The organism is Klebsiella sp. RCJ4, from assembly GCF_009025755.1.
GTDB lineage: Bacteria > Pseudomonadota > Gammaproteobacteria > Enterobacterales > Enterobacteriaceae > Klebsiella > Klebsiella michiganensis.
In genome coordinates, this window is sequence record NZ_WCIN01000033.1 from 93,587 (window position 1) to 112,047 (window position 18,461).

Annotated in this window: 16 protein-coding genes; 5 read left to right on the forward strand and 11 right to left on the reverse strand. The window is 57.7% G+C overall.

The genetic code is table 11. From position 1 onward, the window contains the following. Positions 1–115 precede the first annotated feature (115 nt). Together F8562_RS11620 and blr are read right to left on the reverse strand one after the other, a co-directional pair. Positions 116–1,486 carry a GH1 family beta-glucosidase gene (locus F8562_RS11620; protein ID WP_094909304.1) on the reverse strand — a complete coding sequence of 457 codons (1,371 nt, stop codon included), beginning with the start codon at positions 1,484–1,486 and terminating at the stop codon, positions 116–118. A 103-nt stretch (positions 1,487–1,589) separates the two neighbouring features. Further along, a complete protein-coding gene (gene blr / locus F8562_RS11625; RefSeq protein ID WP_014229585.1) occupies positions 1,590–1,739 on the reverse strand; it encodes a division septum protein Blr in 150 nt (49 codons plus the stop codon). A gap of 187 nt (positions 1,740–1,926) precedes the next feature. Here blr and F8562_RS11630 point away from each other — a divergent pair, with 187 nt between their 5' ends. Then, entirely contained in the window at positions 1,927–2,967 is a 1,041-nt protein-coding gene (locus tag F8562_RS11630; RefSeq protein ID WP_014838658.1) for an oxidoreductase, read from the forward strand. A gap of 70 nt (positions 2,968–3,037) precedes the next feature. Here the strand turns inward: F8562_RS11630 and add are convergent, their stop codons facing one another. Further along, positions 3,038–4,039 (reverse strand): adenosine deaminase, encoded by a 1,002-nt coding sequence (add, locus tag F8562_RS11635; RefSeq protein WP_014838657.1) that lies wholly within the window; start codon positions 4,037–4,039, stop codon positions 3,038–3,040. Between the two features lie 272 nt (positions 4,040–4,311). On the opposite strand from add, the gene metQ reads away from it, so the two are divergent. After that, complete coding sequence (gene metQ / locus F8562_RS11640; RefSeq protein WP_004851417.1) at positions 4,312–5,127, forward strand: methionine ABC transporter substrate-binding lipoprotein MetQ; 816 nt, start codon at positions 4,312–4,314, stop codon at positions 5,125–5,127. Between the two features lie 86 nt (positions 5,128–5,213). Here metQ and yedF read toward each other — a convergent pair whose 3' ends face one another. The 5 genes from yedF to malX form a co-directional block, all read right to left on the reverse strand. Further along, entirely contained in the window at positions 5,214–5,447 is a 234-nt protein-coding gene (gene yedF / locus F8562_RS11645; protein ID WP_004102619.1) for a sulfurtransferase-like selenium metabolism protein YedF, read from the reverse strand. After that, positions 5,444–6,655, reverse strand: coding sequence for a selenium metabolism membrane protein YedE/FdhT (gene yedE, locus F8562_RS11650; RefSeq protein WP_014838656.1), 1,212 nt, complete (start codon positions 6,653–6,655; stop codon positions 5,444–5,446). Before yedE ends, yedF begins: the two co-directional genes overlap by 4 nt. Positions 6,656–6,843: 188 nt before the next feature. Next, a complete protein-coding gene (gene ydfZ, locus F8562_RS11655; RefSeq protein WP_004851411.1) occupies positions 6,844–7,047 on the reverse strand; it encodes a putative selenium delivery protein YdfZ in 204 nt (67 codons plus the stop codon). A 183-nt stretch (positions 7,048–7,230) separates the two neighbouring features. Next, complete coding sequence (locus F8562_RS11660; RefSeq protein WP_042934359.1) at positions 7,231–8,403, reverse strand: MalY/PatB family protein; 1,173 nt, start codon at positions 8,401–8,403, stop codon at positions 7,231–7,233. 47 nt (positions 8,404–8,450) lie between these two features. Beyond that, entirely contained in the window at positions 8,451–10,043 is a 1,593-nt protein-coding gene (malX, locus tag F8562_RS11665) for a maltose/glucose-specific PTS transporter subunit IIBC (RefSeq protein ID WP_004119586.1), read from the reverse strand. Positions 10,044–10,217: 174 nt separating this feature from the next. On the opposite strand from malX, the gene F8562_RS11670 reads away from it, so the two are divergent. After that, positions 10,218–11,246, forward strand: a complete 1,029-nt coding sequence (locus F8562_RS11670) for a Mal regulon transcriptional regulator MalI (protein ID WP_004851407.1) — start codon at positions 10,218–10,220, stop codon at positions 11,244–11,246. A gap of 25 nt (positions 11,247–11,271) precedes the next feature. Here F8562_RS11670 and F8562_RS11675 read toward each other — a convergent pair whose 3' ends face one another. Further along, entirely contained in the window at positions 11,272–12,834 is a 1,563-nt protein-coding gene (locus F8562_RS11675; protein WP_014838654.1) for a YdgA family protein, read from the reverse strand. Positions 12,835–12,932: 98 nt separating this feature from the next. Next, complete coding sequence (gene manA, locus F8562_RS11680; RefSeq protein ID WP_014838653.1) at positions 12,933–14,111, reverse strand: mannose-6-phosphate isomerase; 1,179 nt, start codon at positions 14,109–14,111, stop codon at positions 12,933–12,935. A 197-nt stretch (positions 14,112–14,308) separates the two neighbouring features. Between manA and fumA the strand changes: the two genes are divergently transcribed. Together fumA and fumC are read left to right on the forward strand one after the other, a co-directional pair. Further along, the gene (fumA, locus tag F8562_RS11685; protein ID WP_014838652.1) at positions 14,309–15,955 is read left to right on the forward strand and encodes a class I fumarate hydratase FumA; all 1,647 of its coding nucleotides are present in this window, start codon (positions 14,309–14,311) and stop codon (positions 15,953–15,955) included. Between the two features lie 142 nt (positions 15,956–16,097). Then, positions 16,098–17,498: a class II fumarate hydratase gene (gene fumC, locus F8562_RS11690; protein WP_004851399.1), complete on the forward strand. Its 1,401-nt coding sequence runs from the start codon at positions 16,098–16,100 to the stop codon at positions 17,496–17,498. Here the strand turns inward: fumC and tus are convergent. After that, on the reverse strand, positions 17,488–18,420 hold the full coding sequence (tus, locus tag F8562_RS11695; protein ID WP_014229577.1) for a DNA replication terminus site-binding protein: 933 nt from the start codon (positions 18,418–18,420) through the stop codon (positions 17,488–17,490). The two genes, fumC and tus, sit on opposite strands and share 11 nt — an antisense overlap. Positions 18,421–18,461 lie beyond the last annotated feature (41 nt).

Genomic DNA, 18,461 nt, shown 5'->3' on the forward strand with positions numbered 1-18,461 from the left:
TATTTCGGTTGTAAATACCGGTGACAAGAACAGATGATGTTTCCGGCCTGGTAAAAAGAAATTTAAGAGTATTCCAGAACTGAATCAGGCGCCGGAAGGCGCCTGGGAGAGAAGATTAACGCTGTTCGCCTCGGCTGGCAATAACGTTTTGGTACCAGAAAAAACTCTTTTTCCGTTTACGCGCCAGATTTTGCTGGTGATCGACATAAACGAATCCGTATTGTTTTTTGTAACCGTTCAGCCAGCTCAAAAGATCAATAAAGGACCAGGGGTAGTAGCCGCGCACGTCGGCGCCCTGTTCCAGCGCTTTTTCCAGCGCGGTAATATGGCTACTGAGATAGTCAATCCGCGGGTCATCGACGATTTCGCCATTGATAATCGGGTCTATTGCCCCCAGGCCGTTTTCGGTGATGTAGATCGGAATATCACCGTAGCGCGCTTTAATCATCATGATCCCGTCGGTTAAGCCCTGAGGCCAAATTTCCCAGCCCCATTCGGTATAGGTGCTTTGCGGGTTGCGCACGAAGTGGAAGAGCCCATCCACGCCCGGCTCGCCGCCGGTCGGTACTTCAGGAGGCTGCGCCGACACGGTTTCACGGCGATAGTAGTTCAGGCCGATAAAGTCACAGCGGTTGTCACGCAGCAGCGCGTCGTCTCCCGGTTCAAAGACCGGAACCCCCCACAGCGCCCGGGTCTGCTGCAGTGGCTCTGCGGGATAGCCGCCTTTTAATACCGGATCGTAGAGCCAGTGGGTATGGATGGCGTCCGCCATCTCTGTCGCCCGCTTATCTTCCTCACTGTCGGTTAATGCGGTGTGCGGCTGCAGCACGTTGACAAAACCTATCTCCCCCGCCACGCCCATTTCACGAAACGCTTTCACGGCCAGCGCATGGGCGATAAAGACGTGGTGGCAGGCCTGAATGGCGCGCGCCGGATCGCGCACCGCAGGAGGATGGAGGCCGTTAATGTAACCGTGGCCGATAAAGACGATAGTCTCGTTAAAGGTTGCCCACAGTTTGACCCGGGAGCCAAAACGTTGATAGCACAGGCGAGCGTACTCAGCGAAGGCTTCCGCGGTACTGCGCGCCTCCCAGCCGCCTTCATCCTGTAGCGCCTGGGGAAGATCCCAGTGGTACAGGGTAATCATCGGTTCAATGTTATGCGCCAGCAGTTCGTCAATCAGGTCGCTGTAGAATTGGACGCCAGCCTCGTTCACTTCACCGCGGCCGCCAGGCAGCAGGCGGGGCCAGGAAATAGAAAAGCGATAGCTTTGTAAACCCATTTCCGCAATCAGCGCTACGTCTTCGCGAAAACGATGGTAGTGGTCAACGGCGACGTCACCGGTCGTCCCCTGATAGGTGGTGCCCGGAAGGTGGGAATAAGTATCCCAGATAGAAGGGCCTTTGCCGTCGGCATCGTGACCGCCTTCAACCTGCCAGGCCGCGGTCGCGGCGCCCCATAAAAAGTGTTGCGGGAATTTGGACATGAAGAAACTCCTTATCGATTGATAAAGAGAGTGTAATAAAGGCGTGTGCAACTATGCAACCGGTTTCAGAAATCGGTTGCATAGTTGCGAAGCGGGTCACTGTTTATTTCGACAGCGGCTTCGTCTGAACAGCATCAACGGCAGGCGGGGACTGGTAGTTATCAATATGATGAGCGATAACTAAAAGCAGGGCCGAAACGCCCAAAACAATCCAGCCAATAAGTTCTACAATACGGTTAAAAACGTTTTCCATAACTCTACGGCAAATGGTGAAACCAGACTGAAATGGTACTCAACGACTGAAGTAACGCAAGTGTTACATGATCTTAGCTGCGCAAATGGCGTAAAGCTGAGCAACCGGTGCAGGGGCAAACGCGTCAAAGATGCGTTCAGAATCGCGGTGTAGTGCGGCTGCGATATTTCGTTAAGGGGGCAGAAAAATGAGTGACCCTATCCGGGTAGGTTTAATCGGGTACGGCTATGCGAGCAAAACCTTTCATGCGCCGCTGGTCAGCGGTACGCCGGGGATGACGCTGGCGGCGGTCTCGAGCAGCGATGAAACGAAAGTGCTGGCCGACTGGCCTGCGGTGAAGGTGGTGACCGCGCCGCAGGCGCTCTTTAGCGACCCCGATATCGATCTGGTGGTGATCCCCACGCCCAATGATACCCATTTCCCGCTGGCGAAAGCTGCGCTGGAAGCGGGCAAGCATGTAGTGGTGGATAAACCGTTTACCGTGACACTGTCACAGGCTCGCGAGCTTGAGGCCATTGCCAAAAGCGAGGGGCGACTGCTGTCCGTGTTCCATAACCGCCGCTGGGACAGCGATTTTCTGACGGTGAAGTCGCTGATTAACGAAGGCCTGTTAGGGGAAGTCGGCTATTTTGAGTCGCATTTCGACCGCTATCGACCGCAGGTACGGCAACGCTGGCGCGAGCAAGGTGGGCCGGGCAGCGGCATCTGGTACGATCTTGCCCCGCATCTGCTGGACCAGGTGGTAAATCTCTTCGGTCTGCCGGTGAGTATGCAGGTCGACCTGGCTCAGCTACGGCCTGGCTCCCAGTCCACAGACTATTTTCATGCGGTGTTGGCCTGGCCGCAGCGTCGCGTGGTGCTGCACGGAACCCTGGTGGCCGCGGCGGAAACGGCGCGCTTTATCATCCACGGTTCGCGGGGAAGCTATGTGAAATACGGCCTTGATCCGCAGGAAGAACGGCTGAAAAGCGGCGAGCGCCTGCCGCAGGAGGATTGGGGGTACGATATGCGCGACGGGCTGCTGACGCGTGCCGAAGGCGAGGAAATCACCGAGGAGTCGTGGCTGACGCTACCGGGCAACTATCCGGCCTATTACGCCGCCATTCGCGATGCGCTTAACGGCATCGGCGTTAACCCGGTTCCGGCAAGCCAGGCGATTCAGATTATGGAGCTGATTGAGCTTGGGCTGGAGTCGGCCAGGCATCGGGCGACGCTGTGCCTGAATTAGGCCGACCTGACGAAACGCGCTGACCAGGCGCTGATTGAGCTTCCCCCCGTGCTGGCACGGGGGAGAAACATCAAGCCTGCTGCACGCGCTGGATCAGCGCCGCTTTTTCCTGGGCGCTTAAAAAGGCGAGCTCCAGACCGTTTCTCTGCGCCTGGCGAATTTCCTCGCGGCTTAAACCGGCAGCCGGGGCGGCGACGGTGTATTCGTGGATAATATCGACGCCCTGAACGGCAGGGTCGTCGGTATTGATGCAGGCCAGCACGCCGTGTTCAAGGAATGTTTTCAGCGGATGCTCGGCCAGGGATGGCACGGTGCTGGTCTGAATATTAGAGGTCAGGCAGGACTCAATCCCGATTCGCTGCGCGACGAGATAATCCATCAGCGCCGGATCCTGCACCGCCTTCACGCCGTGGCCGATACGCTCGGCGCCCAGTTCGCGAATCGCCTGCCAGATGCTTTCCGGGCCAGCGGCTTCGCCCGCATGTACGGTGATGCGCCAGCCCGCATCGCGCGCGCGGCTGAAGTGATCCATAAACAGATTTCCCGGGAAGCCGAGCTCATCCCCGGCGAGGTCGAGGGCGGTGATGCCATCGCGATGGGCGAGCAGGGCCGCAAGCTCCTCTTCGCAGGCCGCTTCGCCAAAGGTGCGGCTCAGAATGCCGATCAGGCGGGCCTCAACGTTAAAGTCGCGGCTGCCTTCTTTAACGCCGGCGATCACCGCTTCGACTACGCCCGCGACCGGCAGCTGGTGGGTCATCGCCATATAGCGCGGAGAGAAACGCAGTTCAACGTAGTGCAGGCCGTTGCGAGCGGCATCTTCGAGGTTTTCATAAGCGACGCGGCGGCAGGCTTCCAGCGAGGCCAGCACCTTTACGCCCCAGTCCAGCTTAGCGAGGAAGCTGACCAGATCAGGCTCATTGCTGGTGACCTGTACATGAGGACGTAAGGTGTCGAGGGTGTCTGCCGGAAGGGCGAGGTTGTACTGGCGGCCAAGATCGAGAATGGTTTGGGCCCGGATATTACCATCAAGGTGGCGATGGATGTCGGTTAGTGGCAAAGTTAAATCAATCATGGTCGCACTCTTTTTTTAGTTAAAGTGCGCGTCATTGTACATCAGAACGATAAATGGTTAAAAGCGGAGAAAATTACCGAACAATACAAGGAAAAACGGTGAGGGAAGGGAAGATTGCCCTCTTAAAGGGAGCAATGACGAAATCGCTCATAGCAAAACGCTATTAATCATAGACAATCAGTATTTAATTTCGCGCCCGAGATTTTCTATAGTCTCAGGCGCTGGTTTTCCTGCAATGAATGGCAGGCAATTTTAAAAAGGACTCTGGGAATATGATCTTCACGTTAAAAAAAGTCGCGGTACCGCTGGTTGTCGCAGGCTCGCTGCTGCTGGCCGCCTGCAAACCTGGCGAGCAGGACCCTAACCACATCAAAGTGGGCATAAGCGCAGGCGTTGACCAGGAAGTCTGGGCGGTGGCGCAAAAAGTGGCGAAAGAGAAGTACAATCTCGACGTTGAGGTGGTGACGTTTAATGATTTCGTCCTGCCCAACGAGGCGCTGAACAACGGCGATCTTGATGCTAACGCTTTCCAGCATAAGCCCTATCTGGACAAACAGATCCAGGAGCGCGGCTATAAGCTGGTTCAGGTTGGCACCACGTTCGTTTATCCGATAGCGGCCTATTCGAAGAAAATCACGTCGGTTGCTCAGCTGCCCGATGGCGCGCAGGTGGCGGTCCCCAACGATCCAACTAACCTCGGCCGCTCTCTGCTGCTGCTACAAAAGCAGGGGCTGATTACGCTGAAGGACGGCGTGGGTCTGCTGCCCACCTCGCTGGATATTATTAACAACCCGAAAAAGCTAAAAATCGTCGAAATTGAAGCGCCGCAGCTCACCCGCGCGCTGGACGACCAGCAGATAACCATGGCGATTATCAATACCACCTTCTCAAGCCAGGTCGGGCTGTCGCCGTCGCGCAACGGCCTGTTTGTGGAAAGCAAAGATTCCCCTTACGTGAATATCTTCGCCAGTCGTATCGAAAATAAAGACAGCGAAAAGGTGAAAAACCTGGTGAAGGCCTACCAGAGCGATGAGGTGGCCGCGGCAGCAGAGCAGCTTTACAAAGGCGATGCGGTTAAGGGCTGGTAATCGTTGACGTTTTCAGGCCCGTGACGCGCGGGCTAGCGCATGTGATGCGGAAGACAGCCGGTAGCCCACTACCGGCTTTTTTCTGGCTATTTTTGAATCAAATAGCGGATGGTTGGCCCATCCTGCTGAATGTCGAGCACGGTATAGCCGTGGTTTTTGGCATCCAGCGGGATGTTGTTAATCGACTGCGGACAGTCGCTGACCACTTCCAGAATCTCGCCTTTCTTCAGCGAAGGCATGGCTTCCAGCGTGGCGATGGCCGGATAGGGGCAGGGTTCGCCAACCATATCGAGGCGATAATCGGGGACCAGAGTTTTCATGCGGTTTCCTTAACGGTCGAGGGGGCGAGAGACTGGCGGCGGAAAAACCGTTTTTCCCAGCCAATCACCAGAATCAGCGCGATCAGCAGCAGGAGATAGGTCACCAGCAGGCCGCCAAATGGCCCGAAGGTCGCCAGCAGGTTGATTTTATCCCAGCTTGTGGCCAGCGCCGGAGAGAGCCCGTCCCAGTAGTAGGCGAGGATCGTTGAACCGATAACGTTGCCCAGCCCGACCCACCAGTAGTGCACCTGACCTTCCACCGCGCGGTACATCCAGCCGGTTTCGCAGCCGCCCGCCAGGACGATGCCAAAGCCAAACAGCAGGCCGCCGATAACCGCGTTGGGCCCCGCCCACATGATTTTCGGCTCCATACCCAGCTGCACGTAGCTGAAGATCCCAATAGCGCTGGCGGCCATGCCGAAAATAATCGCCTTCGCCATATTGGTACGCCCGGTGATCCACATATCGCGAAAGGCGGAGGTGAAGCAGATCTGCGCCCGTTCGATGAGCAGGCCAAATCCGACGCCAAACAGCAGCGCCAGGCCGAGCTTCGGCCGATCGGCCGCGGTGAGCAGGCCCCAGGCGATCATGGCGAAAAAGACCGCCATGCCGAGACGGAACCGGCGCCGCGCCTGGTCAGGTTTTTGCGTCAGCGGCGAGGCCTGGGACACTTTCTGCATTTTTACCGGAATACGGAAGATGGGCAGTAAGGTAAAGCGCGCGCCGAACCAGGTTCCGATAGCGGTAGCGATGGCAAAGAACCAGGCGTGCAGGGAAAACTGTGGGATACCGGTAAAAAATGCGGCCAGATTGCAGCCCATCGCCAGACGGGCGCCGAAACCGGCGATGATTCCCCCGGCGACGGCCTGCAGAATGCGGATCCGGCTGCGGGGGAAGCGCAGCTTGACGTTATTTGCCCACAGCGCGGCGGCGAAACAGCCGCCGAACATGCCGATGATCATCATGCCGTCGATACGGGTGAGCGGGGTGCCCTCGAGATGAATGAGTTTATAGTAGCCCCACTCTTCGCTGTGCACGCCGACGAGCTGCAGCAATTGCCCACCCCAGCGGGTGAATTCGCCGGTGACGGCCCAGAAGGTGCCGGTAATGCCGAAGTAGTAGGTTGAGAGAATACCCGCGGCGATAACGGCGGGGACGGGCGACCAGAATTTAATCAGCCACGCCTGTTTGAACTGTTGCCATGTCATGAAGATGCCTCTGAACTCAGAAGGTATATTACCCGTAGCGGGTAGAAGAGGGGCGATAATACGCTGCTTATTAATGTAAAACGCTCGATGGGATCAAATTGAACGATAAAGAGAATATCAAAGGCCACGCCTGGGTGGCCTTTTACGCCTGCGGATCCGCGGTCAGATATTGATGACGGATATTGCGATTAATTAAAGCCCAGGCGAATAAGGTTTAGCGGGCAATATAACCCCTGATGTCCGTCTATTTCCACGCAGTCCGCCCGGCGGAGCTGCTCCGCCGTTTTACCCTCGGCGTGGATGGCTTTGATGACGCCCGTCGCGCCGCTGTCGGCCACCATAACCATGCTGCCGGTAGCGATAGCGTTACGGTTACGATCGTAGGTGTTCATATTTTTTCCTCCTGGTGAATATTTTGACGGGAATTAAAAACGGCATTTAAATACACCTTTGTGAAATAGCGTTTTTTGAGTCTCGTCAAAATATCGTTTTATTGTGCGGGGGGGACGGATGAGTGAGCGGAGAGTCAGCGGTAGCGGACAGGCCGCTACCGCGTTGGTGGCCAGCGAAAACAGTTAGCGCAGCGAGCCCAGGGCGGCAATTAATCCCTGCACGCCTTTTTCCAGCTTTTCACGTGGGCAGCCGGCATTCAGACGGACAAAACCCTTACCCTCATCGCCGTAGGTGTCCCCTGGCATAATGGCGACCTTCTGTTCCTCAATAAGTGCTTTTTGCAGGGCGCGATCGTCCACCGCCAGCGGGCGCAGGTCAATCCACGCCAGGTAAGTCGCCTGCGGCGGCTGCCAGTTTAGCTCGGGAAACGCCTGATTCAGTTCGCGCGCGATGTAGCGCATATTCTCCTGCAGATAGCCGCGCAGGGCATCCAGCCAGGCGGCGCCCTCGCGATAGGCGGCGATATGCGCCACCAGCGCCGGTACGGAAGGGGAAGAGAGGCCATCGCGGGCCTTAAGCGCGTGCAGATAGCTTTCGCGCGCCGCGGGATCGTCAATCAGCCCGTATGCGCCAGTAAACGCCGGAATGTTGAAACTTTTCGATCCGGAGGTGAACAGCGCCCAGGGGCTGCGAGCCACCTCGCACCACGGGGTGTGCTGATGTTCGTCCCACACCATGTCCATGTGGATCTCGTCGCTAATTACCTTTACGCCGTGCTTCTCGCACAGCCGCGCCATGGTTTCCAGCTCTTCGCGGGTCCATACCTTGCCGGTGGGGTTATGCGGACTGCACAGCAGCAGCACGGTATTACGCGGCTGAGCCAGTACCCGTTCCAGCTGCGCCATATTGCAGCGCCACTGATGGTTGTCGAGGGAGAGCGGAACCGCCGCGACGCGCCGCTGGTTGCCTTCAATGGTTTTATAAAAGGCATCGTAGGCCGGAGTGTGTACCACAATACCGTCACCCGCTGCCGACCACTGACGAATCATCTCCGCCACCATATAGATAACCGACGGCCCGTAAACAATTGCTTCGCGGTCGATTGGACTATGAAAACGGCTGGCGAACCAGTGGCTCACCGCGCCGAGGAATTCATCGTTTTTCCAGCGGCTGTAGCCAAAAACGCCGTGGGCCAGGCGTTTGCTGACGGCATCGATAATGCAGGGGGCGGTGGCGAAATCCATGTCGGAGATCGTAAAGGGCAGCAGGTCGGCCGCGCCAAAACGGTCGGCGACGTAATCCCACTGGGTGCACCAGGTGCCGTGACGGTCGACCGGCGTTGAAAAATCAAACATCTGCACTTCCTTCATCATGTCCCCCTCCTGCACGGAGGGGGCGGAGCCTATGCCTCGACGGTATTCATCAGGACAGCCATTTCATCTTTCACCGACTGCACCTGCGGGCCAATCACCACCTGCAGGTTGTGCTGGTTAAGCTGCACCACGCCGATGGCGCGATTCGCTTTCAGCGCGGCGCTGTCGACTTTGCTCATATCGTTAACCGACAGACGCAGGCGGGTAATGCAGTTATCGAGCGAAACGATATTTTCCGCGCCGCCGAGCGCCGCCAGAATCGCCGGAACGTTATAGCCTGATTTTCCGGTCACGCCGGTGACGGCCTTTTCGAAAGCACTATTGGTTTCAATATCGCGTCCCGGGGTTTTCAGGTTAAAGCGGGTGATAGCGAAACGGAAGATACCGTAGTAAACCGCAAACCAGATGGCCGCGACTACCGGTACCAGATACCACTTGGTTGACAGACCGTGCAGAATGCCGAACACCACAAAGTCGATAACGTTGCCGTCGGTGTTGCCGATAGTCACGCCCAGAATGGCCATCATGGTAAAGCCCAGTCCGGTGAGGAGCGCGTGGATAACGTACAGCACCGGGGCGACGAACAGGAATAAAAATTCCAGCGGCTCGGTCGTACCGCCTACCACGCAGGCGATAACGCCGGAAATCAGCAGCCCCTTAATTTTATGGCGGTTTTCCGGGCGAGCGCAGTGGTACATCGCCAGCGCCGCTCCCGGCAGGCCGCCGAGGAAGGCCGGCATTTTGCCTTGCGAGAGGAAACGGGTCGCGCTTTCGGAGAAGCCGTGGGTGGTTGGGCAACTGAGCTGGGCCTGGAAAATCGTCAGCGCGCCGCTGACGCTATGGCCGCAAACGTCCATGGTTCCACCCGCCTCGGTAAAGCGGATCAGCGCCACCAGAATATGGTGCAGGCCGAAAGGCAGCAGCAGGCGCTCTCCGGTACCGAAAATCATCGGTCCGAAATCTCCCGCGCTATTGATGACGTGGCCGAGGGCATTAATCCCCATGGCGAAGACGGGCCAGATCAGCGGAATGACCAGACCGACCAGGCCGAGAACCACGGTGGTGATAATCGGTACAAAGCGGGTGCCGCCAAAAAAGGCCAGCGCGTCGGGCAGGCGGATATTGTGAAAACGCTCATGCAGCATCCAGACGATGATCCCGGCGATCACCGCGCCGAGGATCCCGGTGTCGATCGATTGAATGCCGATAATATTCTGGATGTTGTTCGCTTTGAGGACGGCGGCATCGGTGGTCGGCAGAATGCCTTTGGCCGTCAGCCAGAAGTTAACCGCCAGATTCATCACGGCATAGCCGACAAAACCGGCAAACGCGGCGACGCCTTTGTTTTCTCGCGCCAGACCCAGTGGAATGGCGATACAGAACATCACCGGCAGAAAGCTGAAGGCGAAGGAGCCGACTTTGCCCATCCAGATGAATACGGCCTGCAGCAGCGGCACGTCCAGCCACGGCAGGAGCGTCAGGACATCATGGCTGCTCAGAGAGCTGCCGATCCCCAGCATGATCCCGCAAAAGGAGAGCAACGCCACGGGTAACATGAAGGTTTTCCCTAACTGCTGGAAAAACTCCCACAGGGTAATTTTGGTTGCTGTTTTCGCCGTCATAACACGAATCCTGGTTCTTTAAGTTATCGGTAGGATGTAACGCCACGGAAAGATAAAACGTTTTACCAAATTTTAGTGCGATAAAAATCACATATTCCGGCGATAATAACGTTTATAAAGAGAGTATCTTGATAAAACGTTTTATCGACAGCCAAAGGGAGTCGGCCTGCAGTTATGGCTATCGCGAAAAAAATCACCATTAATGATGTCGCCCAGGCGGCGGGCGTGTCGGTCAGTACGGTATCGCTGGTGCTGAGCGGCAAGGGGCGTATTTCGTCGGCGACCGGCGAGCGCGTCAATCATGCCATTGAACAGCTGGGCTTCGTGCGCAACCGCCAGGCGGCGTCGCTGCGCGGCGGCCAGAGCGGCGTTATTGGCCTGATCGTCAGCGACTTATCGAAGCCTTTCTACGCGGAGATGACCGCCGGATTGACCGACGCGCTTGAGTCGCAGGGCAGAATGGTGTTTCTCACCCAGGGGGGGCACAGCGGTGAAAAAATGCTCCAGCGTTTTGATACCCTGGTGGCGCAAGGGGTCGACGGCGTGGTGATTGCCGGGGCGATCGACCAGGGAGCGGAGCTGCGCGATCGCGCGGCGCAAGCTGGAATGCCGCTGGTGTTTGCTTCCCGCGCCAGCTATCTCGACGATGTCGACCTGATCCGCCCGGATAATATGCAGGCGGCGCAGATTGTCACCGAGCACCTGATCCGCCGCGGCCATCAGCGCATTGCCTGGCTGGGGGGGCAGAGCTCGTCCCTGACGCGCGCCGAACGGGTAGGCGGCTACTGCGCCACCCTGCTGAAGTATGGCCTGCCGTTTCATAGCGAGTGGGTGCTGGAGTGCGAGTCGAGCCAGAAGCAGGCGGCAGAGGCGATGGCGGCGCTGCTGCGGCAAAACCCAACGATTAGCGCGGTGCTGTGCTACAACAGCGTGATTGCCACCGGGGCGTGGTTTGGGCTGATGCGCGCCGGGCGCCAGAGCGGCGAAGCTGGCGTCGAAAGCTATTTTGAACAGCGGGTCGCGCTGGCGGCCTTTGCGGAGTTACCCGAGGAGGCGCTGGACGATCTGCCGCTGACCTGGGTGACGACGCCCGCCCGGGAGCTGGGACAAAGCCTCGCGGAGTGTATTTTACGGCGTATGGAAGAGGGACAGGGCGCGGCGAGAAACCAGATTATTTCTCCCCGGCTGATTACCCGAAAATAGCCCCTGGGCAGGGGCTATTTGCCGTTTATTGCTGCGGCGCGGCGGGTGGCACCACGTCTTGCGGCGCGTCATCTTGCGGCTGAGTTTCCTGCGGCGCTGCGGGTTCAGAGACGGCGGGAAGCGCTAAACCGAACATTCCGGCAAACTCATCCAGCGGCATTTTCTGTCCGTTCAGCGTAACCTGGCCGTCAGCGTACTGCAGACTTGAGGTAATGGCGTTATCTTCCATGGTGGTGATGCGGAACATCTGCCCCATCGCCGCCAGGCCTTTCACCTGCTGATCCGCAAGCTTAGCGGCGTCGGCGGGCTGATAGCCTTCCAGCCCGGCAATCTGGGTCATAAACGCCGTCGCCATATCCACCGGGATCACCAGCTTGCCGTCGAGCGATTTAACGCTACGATCCACTTCATCCGCCAGCGTCTGCGGCGGCGTGGTGGTCAGCGACGGGTCTTTCAGCAGAATCGAAAGATTCAGGGTGGTTTCCCCCTTCGCATTGCGCCAGCTCAGCGGCGAAATGGTCAGAGACGGGCTGCCTTTCAGCATCATCGGCAGCGCGCTAAAGAAGGTTTGCGTTAACGCCTGCTGATAGAGCTCAGGATTCTGCGCCAGCTGCGGATCCGCCATCAGCGCCTGCGCTTCAGCGTTGTATTTTTGGCTGAACTGATGGAAGGCTTCGCCATCAATATTGTCCAGCTTCAGCGTCAGCCGGCCGCTACCGATATCCTGATTTTGCAGCTTGAGGCTGTTGACCGTGTAGTCCAGCTGGCTGTTAATACCTTTACCGTCGGCAGTCAGCGACGAATTGCCGTCAATTTTCATCCCTTCGAACAGCGCCAGCTCTTTGCCTTCAACGCCAATCGCCAGCTTGTCCAGCGAGATAGCCTGTTTACCGATACGCTCGTTGAAGCTGGCCATTTCGGTAGAGCCGTCGGTTTTCAGGTTATTAAAGGTGAGCTGAACTTTCTGGTTGTACTCGTTAACCGCGTTAATCTGCCCGCTACCGGCTTCGCCGCTCAGGCTGAGGGTTTTCCCTTCGCGGTCAGCGTCCAGCTGGAACTGCCCGCCGCTGAAGGTCACCTTTTCATCGCCTTTCGCGTAATCAAGCGGGTTGAGCACAATAGCGGATGTGTTGTCGCCGCTATAAGCGATACGGGTATCAATGGTGAACGGCGTTTCGCCTTTAGCGATGTCGAACAGCGCCTTGCTGGCGTCGTTATTGGTCAGGGTGGTTTTGACGGACGCCATCGCCGGGGCGAGGTTAAAGGATTTGAGCGATGCCAGCGGGAAAGGGCCGTGATCGACGACTTCATCAAACACCAGCGACTGTCCGGCGGCAAGCCAGCGGGGCGCTTTGCCGGCAGCAGGCTTCAGCACCAGCTGTAAATGGCTGCGGAACAGTCCGCGCTGATAGCCCTGATACGTCAGCTCCACGCCAGCCTGCGGCGCGCTGCTTTGCAGCTGAGCATTAGCCTGCTGCACCATGTCGGCAATGCGGCTTTCCAGCTGCTTCCCCGTATACCACGCGCCGCCCGTCCAGACGACGCCCAGCGCAATGATAACTCCTGCTGCGACCAGCGATTTTTTCATAGCATTTGTCCATAAATGAAACCAGGCGGATCGGGCCGCCTGGTTGTGTTGTCATGATGGGTGAAAGTCTAGCAACTGTGGCTAAAAAGTTCAGTAACTTACTGGAGCTTATTAAACACGCGCGCCACGCGGCCGCGGCCGCTGACCTGCACCGGTGATTCATTACAGCCGATAAACGCGGATTCACCCGGCTTCAGCGTCAGGCGCTGTTCGCCTTTGGCAATCGTCGCCTCACCCTCGACGCAGAACAGGATCGCCGCGCTCTGCTGGGCGATGGTTGATGCCTGCGCTGACAGGTCGTGCAGCGAGAAGGCAAAATCGTCAACCGGGATGGGGAAGTCCAGCTCCGCGCCGTGAATTACCGGCTGGGTCAGCAGTTGGCCCGCGGGTTTTGGCTCAAATTTGACGTTCGCCACCAGTTCCGGAATATCGATATATTTCGGCGTCAGGCCCGCGCGAAGCACGTTATCAGAGTTGGCCATCACTTCCAGCGCCACGCCCTGCAGGTAGGCGTGCGGGGTTTCCGCAAACAGGAACATCGCCTCGCCGGGATTCAGTTTGACCACGTTGAGCAGCAGAGGAGAGAAGAGGCCGCTATCGTCCGGGTAGAACTCGGCGATCATGCGGATAGTCTGCCAGGGCTCACCCTGTTCGCTGTCCAGCGCCGCCTGCAGCGCCCGTAAGGCGTGCGCTTTTTCATCGCCTTTCATGTTCAGCAGGCTGGCGAACAGCTGGCTCAGATGCCCGGCGTCAGGCTGCGCAAGGAACTGGGCAATCGCCGGATGCGCATCGGCAACCGGCTGCAGCAGGGTGACGATTTCGGCAAACTCGCGGAAGGCGTTCATGGCGAGGAACGGCGTTAAGGCGAAAACCAGCTCCGGCTTGTGGTTCGGATCTTTATAGTTACGTTCGGCGGCATCAAGCGGGATCCCGGCAGCGTTCTCTTTGGCAAAACCGATTTCCGAGGCCTGCTTGTTGGGGTGCACCTGGATAGAGAGCGGCTGCGCGGCGCACAGAACTTTGAACAGGAACGGCAGTTCGCCAAAACGCTCGGCGACTTTCGCGCCAAGCAGGGTTGCTTTATCGCTTTCGATCGCATCGCGCAGAGAGCGCGGTGTCCCGCTATTATCCACAATCTGCGAGCTGCTCTTGGGATGGGCGCCCATCCACAGCTCCGCCATCGGCAGGTTGTCCGGGTTAGCAATCCCATAAAGTTCGGTTAAGGCGGTATGGCTTCCCCAGGCGTAGTTTTGCACTGAGTTAATGAGCTTTTGCATTCTCAATCCCTGTTTCCACTTAATAGTCATGGCACTATTAAACCAGCAATCGACCGATAAGCAACCGGCGCGAAGAAAAAGTCGTCCTTGTCTCAGTTTTTGTTAAAAAATTGTGTAAAATCGATCGACTCGCTTTTCCACGGGCAAATGGAGTGTCTGCCTGAAATATAATCAGCTAAGCAGTAAGTGAGAGCACAATGTCGAATAAACCTTTTGTATATCAGGATCCTTTTCCACTGAAAAAGGACGATACCGAGTACTACCTCCTCAGCAGTGATTACGTCTCCGTCGCCGAATTCGCCGGCCAGGAAGTTCTGAAAGTTGAACCTCAGGCGCTAACTTTACTGGCACAACACGCTTTCCACGACGCCTCCTTTATGCTTCGCCCGGCGCACCAGCAGCAGGTGGCCGATATTCTCAACGACCCGGAAGCCAGCGAAAACGATAAGTACGTGGCGCTGCAGTTTCTGCGCAACTCTGAAATCGCGGCCAAAGGCGTGCTGCCGACCTGCCAGGATACCGGTACCGCGATTATTACCGGCAAAAAAGGCCAGCGCGTGTGGACCGGCGGCGGCGATGAAGCCGCGCTGGCGCAGGGCGTTTATAACACCTATATCCAGGATAACCTGCGCTATTCGCAGAACGCGCCGCTGGATATGTATAAAGAGGTCAACACCGGCACTAACCTGCCTGCGCAGATCGATCTTTACGCCACCGACGGCGAGGAGTACAAATTCCTCTGCATCGCCAAAGGCGGCGGCTCGGCGAATAAAACCTACCTGTACCAGGAAACCAAAGCGTTAATTACCCCGGCGAAGCTGAAAAACTATCTTGTCGAAAAGATGCGCACTCTGGGAACCGCCGCCTGCCCGCCGTACCATATTGCTTTCGTCATTGGCGGCACCTCGGCGGAGTCCACCCTGAAAACCGTTAAGCTGGCCTCAACCAAGTACTACGACGGCCTGCCGACCGAAGGCAACGAACATGGTCAGGCCTTCCGCGATATTCAGCTGGAACAGGAACTGCTGGTGGAGGCGCAAAACCTCGGTCTCGGCGCGCAGTTCGGCGGCAAATACTTCGCCCACGATATTCGCGTCGTGCGCCTGCCGCGCCACGGCGCCTCCTGCCCGGTGGGCATGGGCGTCTCCTGCTCGGCGGATCGCAATATCAAAGCCAAGATCAACCGCCAGGGGATCTGGATTGAGAAACTGGAGAGCAATCCGGGCAAATATATTCCCGAGCATCTTCGTCAGGCCGGCGAGGGCGAGGCGGTCAAGGTCAACCTCAACCAGCCGATGAGCGATATTCTGGCGCTGCTGTCGCAGTACCCGGTGTCGACCCGCCTGTCGCTGAGCGGGACGATTATCGTCGCCCGCGATATCGCCCACGCGAAGCTGAAAGAGCTTATCGACAGCGGTGAGGCGTTGCCGCAGTACGTCAAAGACCACCCGATCTACTACGCGGGCCCGGCAAAAACGCCCGACGGCTACGCGTCCGGCTCCCTTGGCCCGACGACCGCTGGCCGCATGGACTCCTACGTCGACCTGCTGCAGGCGCACGGGGCGAGTAAAATCATGTTAGCCAAAGGCAACCGCAGCCAGCAGGTGACCGACGCCTGTCATAAACACGGCGGTTTCTACCTCGGCAGCATCGGCGGCCCGGCGGCGGTACTGGCGCAGCAGAGTATCCGCAGCCTCGAGTGCGTGGCCTATCCTGAACTGGGGATGGAAGCCATCTGGAAAATTGAAGTCGAAGACTTCCCGGCGTTTATCCTCGTGGATGACAAAGGCAACGACTTCTTCCAGCAAATCCAGAGCTCGCAGTGCGCCCGCTGCGTAAAATGATTTCAGCCGCCCTTCGGGGCGGTTTTTTTATGCCGCTTAGCGGCACGAACCACCAAAACAACTTATAAATCTGACCCATACTTTACCCTTTGAGCAGGTGAGCTTTGTCGCTATTACGCACGTTGAATCCAAGGAGAAAGTCATGACAACGCATCGCAGTGAAAAAGACTCAATGGGCGCCATCGATGTGCCTGCCGACAAGCTATGGGGCGCGCAAACCCAGCGCTCGCTGGAACATTTTCGTATTTCGACGGAAAAAATGCCGGCCGAGCTTATTTATGCGCTGGCGCTGACCAAGCGCGCAGCGGCGAAGGTGAATAACGATCTCGGCCTTCTGGCCGCGGAGAAAGCGCAAGCGATTATTCAGGCCGCGGACGAAGTGCTGGCAGGCAAACATCCGGACGAGTTTCCGCTGGCTATCTGGCAAACCGGCTCCGGCACGCAAAGCAACATGAATATGAATGAGGTACTGGCCAATCGCGCGAGTGAACTGCTGGGCGGGCCGCGCGGGATGGAGCGTAAGATTCACCCCAACGATGATGTCAACAAGAGCCAGAGCTCTAACGACGTGTTCCCGACGGCGATGCACGTGGCGGCGATGATTGCCCTGCGGGAGAAGTTGATCCCGCAGCTCAACGTGCTGAAGCAGACCCTGAACAATAAAGCCGTTGCCTTCAGCGATATTGTCAAAATAGGCCGCACCCATCTGCAGGATGCGACGCCGCTGACCCTCGGTCAGGAGATCTCCGGCTGGGTAGCCATGCTGGAGCACAATTTAAAACATCTCGACCATAGCCTGCCGCATCTGGCCGAGCTGGCGCTGGGCGGGACGGCGGTGGGAACCGGGCTCAATACCCATCCGGAATATGCGGTACGCGTCGCCGCCGAGCTGGCGGCCTTAAGCGGCCAGCCGTTTGTCACCGCGCCGAACAAGTTTGAAGCGCTGGCGACCGTTGATGCGCTGGTGCACGCGCACGGGGCGCTGAAAGGGCTGGCCGCTTCGCTGATGAAAATTGCCAACGATGTGCGCTGGCTGGCCTCCGGCCCGCGCTGTGGGATTGGCGAAATTGCGATCCCGGAAAATGAACCGGGTTCGTCGATTATGCCGGGCAAGGTGAACCCGACCCAGTGCGAAGCCCTGACCATGCTGTGCTGTCAGGTGATGGGCAACGATGTCGCGGTGAATATCGGCGGCGCATCGGGCAACTTTGAGCTCAACGTCTATCGCCCGATGGTGATCCACAACTTCCTGCAATCGGTGCGGCTGCTGGCTGACGGGATGGCGAGCTTTAACGAGCACTGCGCGGAAGGCATTGAGCCGAACCGTGAACGCATCAGCCAGTTGCTGAATGAGTCGCTGATGCTGGTAACCGCGCTGAATACCCATATCGGCTATGACAAAGCGGCGGAAATTGCCAAAAAGGCCCATAAAGAGGGGTTAACCCTGAAAGCGTCGGCGCTGGCGCTCGGCTACCTGACGGAAGCCGAGTTTGACCGCTGGGTACGCCCGGAAGAGATGGTGGGCAGTATGTCTACTCGCTAGCCAGCCACAGGTGCAGCCGCGGAATCAGTAGCCTGAGTGACTGCGCCTGCGGTTTGTAGCGATACTGCACGTTATCGGCGTCATAGTTCAGGAGTTCACCGAGGTCCGGCACGCTGACGCCCTTGGTGCCGGATATCAGTGCAATCATCGGTCCCGGACAGGCGTATTGCACCTGTTTTTGTTCCCCGCTGTACCAGACCCTGGCGATGGGCTGCACCTTCACCGGCCGCTTGATTTTCAGCTTTGCCCGCTGCGGCAGGGCGGCAATATCCTGATACTCTCGCTCCAGCTTGCTTTGCCACTGCTCGCGGGTCCACGGCGGAACCGCCCGGGGCGACTGAAGGCTTTTTTCCAGCTGCATGAGTACCCGATCGCGGGTGAGATTTTTAATCACGTGCTTATTGGCCCAGCCGAAGCGGATGGTGCTCGGATCGAGGAGGGGAGTTAGCGTGCGATAGGCGCTCAGCGTAATCAGTCCCGGCAGGTGGCGGTGGACCCACTCAAACCGCGCGGCGGCAGGCAGGCCGGAATCCACGGTGATAATCTTCTCGAAGCGCGCTTTGAGGGCGTTGATATGGGTGATTTTGTCTAAGAGTTCAGCCTGTTCCCGGGCGTCAGTTTGCAGACAAATCGCGCCGGGTAAACGCACGGCGGCTTTGCTGCTGCGGGTTTCCGACTGCTGCTGGATAAACAGATGACTATAGTGCCTGAGCGCCATCTCCAGCGCGGTTTTGCCGGTGTGCTGAACCACGTTGATGCTCTCCAGCGGCTGGTGTTCTGCGTCTTTACTCACCGGCGGCAGCTCAAAGACGCGGGCGGCCAGCAGGCGGCACTGGCTCAGGGCGTGTTTTAGCGCCTGCAGTTCATGCTCGAGCTGGCGAAAGGTGTCGTTCAGACGTTCAACAAGGTCATAGCTGGCCATATTTCCCCATCTTAGTTACAACATACTTAGCGATTTTTTAA

What these genes read in the sequence shown, in the direction of transcription:
- F8562_RS11660 (WP_042934359.1), bottom strand. Translation starts at nt 8,403, where the DNA reads ATGTTTGATTTTTCAACGCCGGTCGACCGTCACGGCACCTGGTGCACC.
- F8562_RS11620 (WP_094909304.1), bottom strand. Translation starts at nt 1,486, where the DNA reads ATGTCCAAATTCCCGCAACACTTTTTATGGGGCGCCGCGACCGCGGCC.
- malX (WP_004119586.1), bottom strand. Translation starts at nt 10,043, where the DNA reads ATGACGGCGAAAACAGCAACCAAAATTACCCTGTGGGAGTTTTTCCAG.
- fumC (WP_004851399.1), top strand. Translation starts at nt 16,098, where the DNA reads ATGACAACGCATCGCAGTGAAAAAGACTCAATGGGCGCCATCGATGTG.
- blr (WP_014229585.1), bottom strand. Translation starts at nt 1,739, where the DNA reads ATGGAAAACGTTTTTAACCGTATTGTAGAACTTATTGGCTGGATTGTT.
- metQ (WP_004851417.1), top strand. Translation starts at nt 4,312, where the DNA reads ATGATCTTCACGTTAAAAAAAGTCGCGGTACCGCTGGTTGTCGCAGGC.
- tus (WP_014229577.1), bottom strand. Translation starts at nt 18,420, where the DNA reads ATGGCCAGCTATGACCTTGTTGAACGTCTGAACGACACCTTTCGCCAG.
- manA (WP_014838653.1), bottom strand. Translation starts at nt 14,111, where the DNA reads ATGCAAAAGCTCATTAACTCAGTGCAAAACTACGCCTGGGGAAGCCAT.
- ydfZ (WP_004851411.1), bottom strand. Translation starts at nt 7,047, where the DNA reads ATGAACACCTACGATCGTAACCGTAACGCTATCGCTACCGGCAGCATG.
- F8562_RS11670 (WP_004851407.1), top strand. Translation starts at nt 10,218, where the DNA reads ATGGCTATCGCGAAAAAAATCACCATTAATGATGTCGCCCAGGCGGCG.
- F8562_RS11630 (WP_014838658.1), top strand. Translation starts at nt 1,927, where the DNA reads ATGAGTGACCCTATCCGGGTAGGTTTAATCGGGTACGGCTATGCGAGC.
- add (WP_014838657.1), bottom strand. Translation starts at nt 4,039, where the DNA reads ATGATTGATTTAACTTTGCCACTAACCGACATCCATCGCCACCTTGAT.
- yedE (WP_014838656.1), bottom strand. Translation starts at nt 6,655, where the DNA reads ATGACATGGCAACAGTTCAAACAGGCGTGGCTGATTAAATTCTGGTCG.
- yedF (WP_004102619.1), bottom strand. Translation starts at nt 5,447, where the DNA reads ATGAAAACTCTGGTCCCCGATTATCGCCTCGATATGGTTGGCGAACCC.
- F8562_RS11675 (WP_014838654.1), bottom strand. Translation starts at nt 12,834, where the DNA reads ATGAAAAAATCGCTGGTCGCAGCAGGAGTTATCATTGCGCTGGGCGTC.
- fumA (WP_014838652.1), top strand. Translation starts at nt 14,309, where the DNA reads ATGTCGAATAAACCTTTTGTATATCAGGATCCTTTTCCACTGAAAAAG.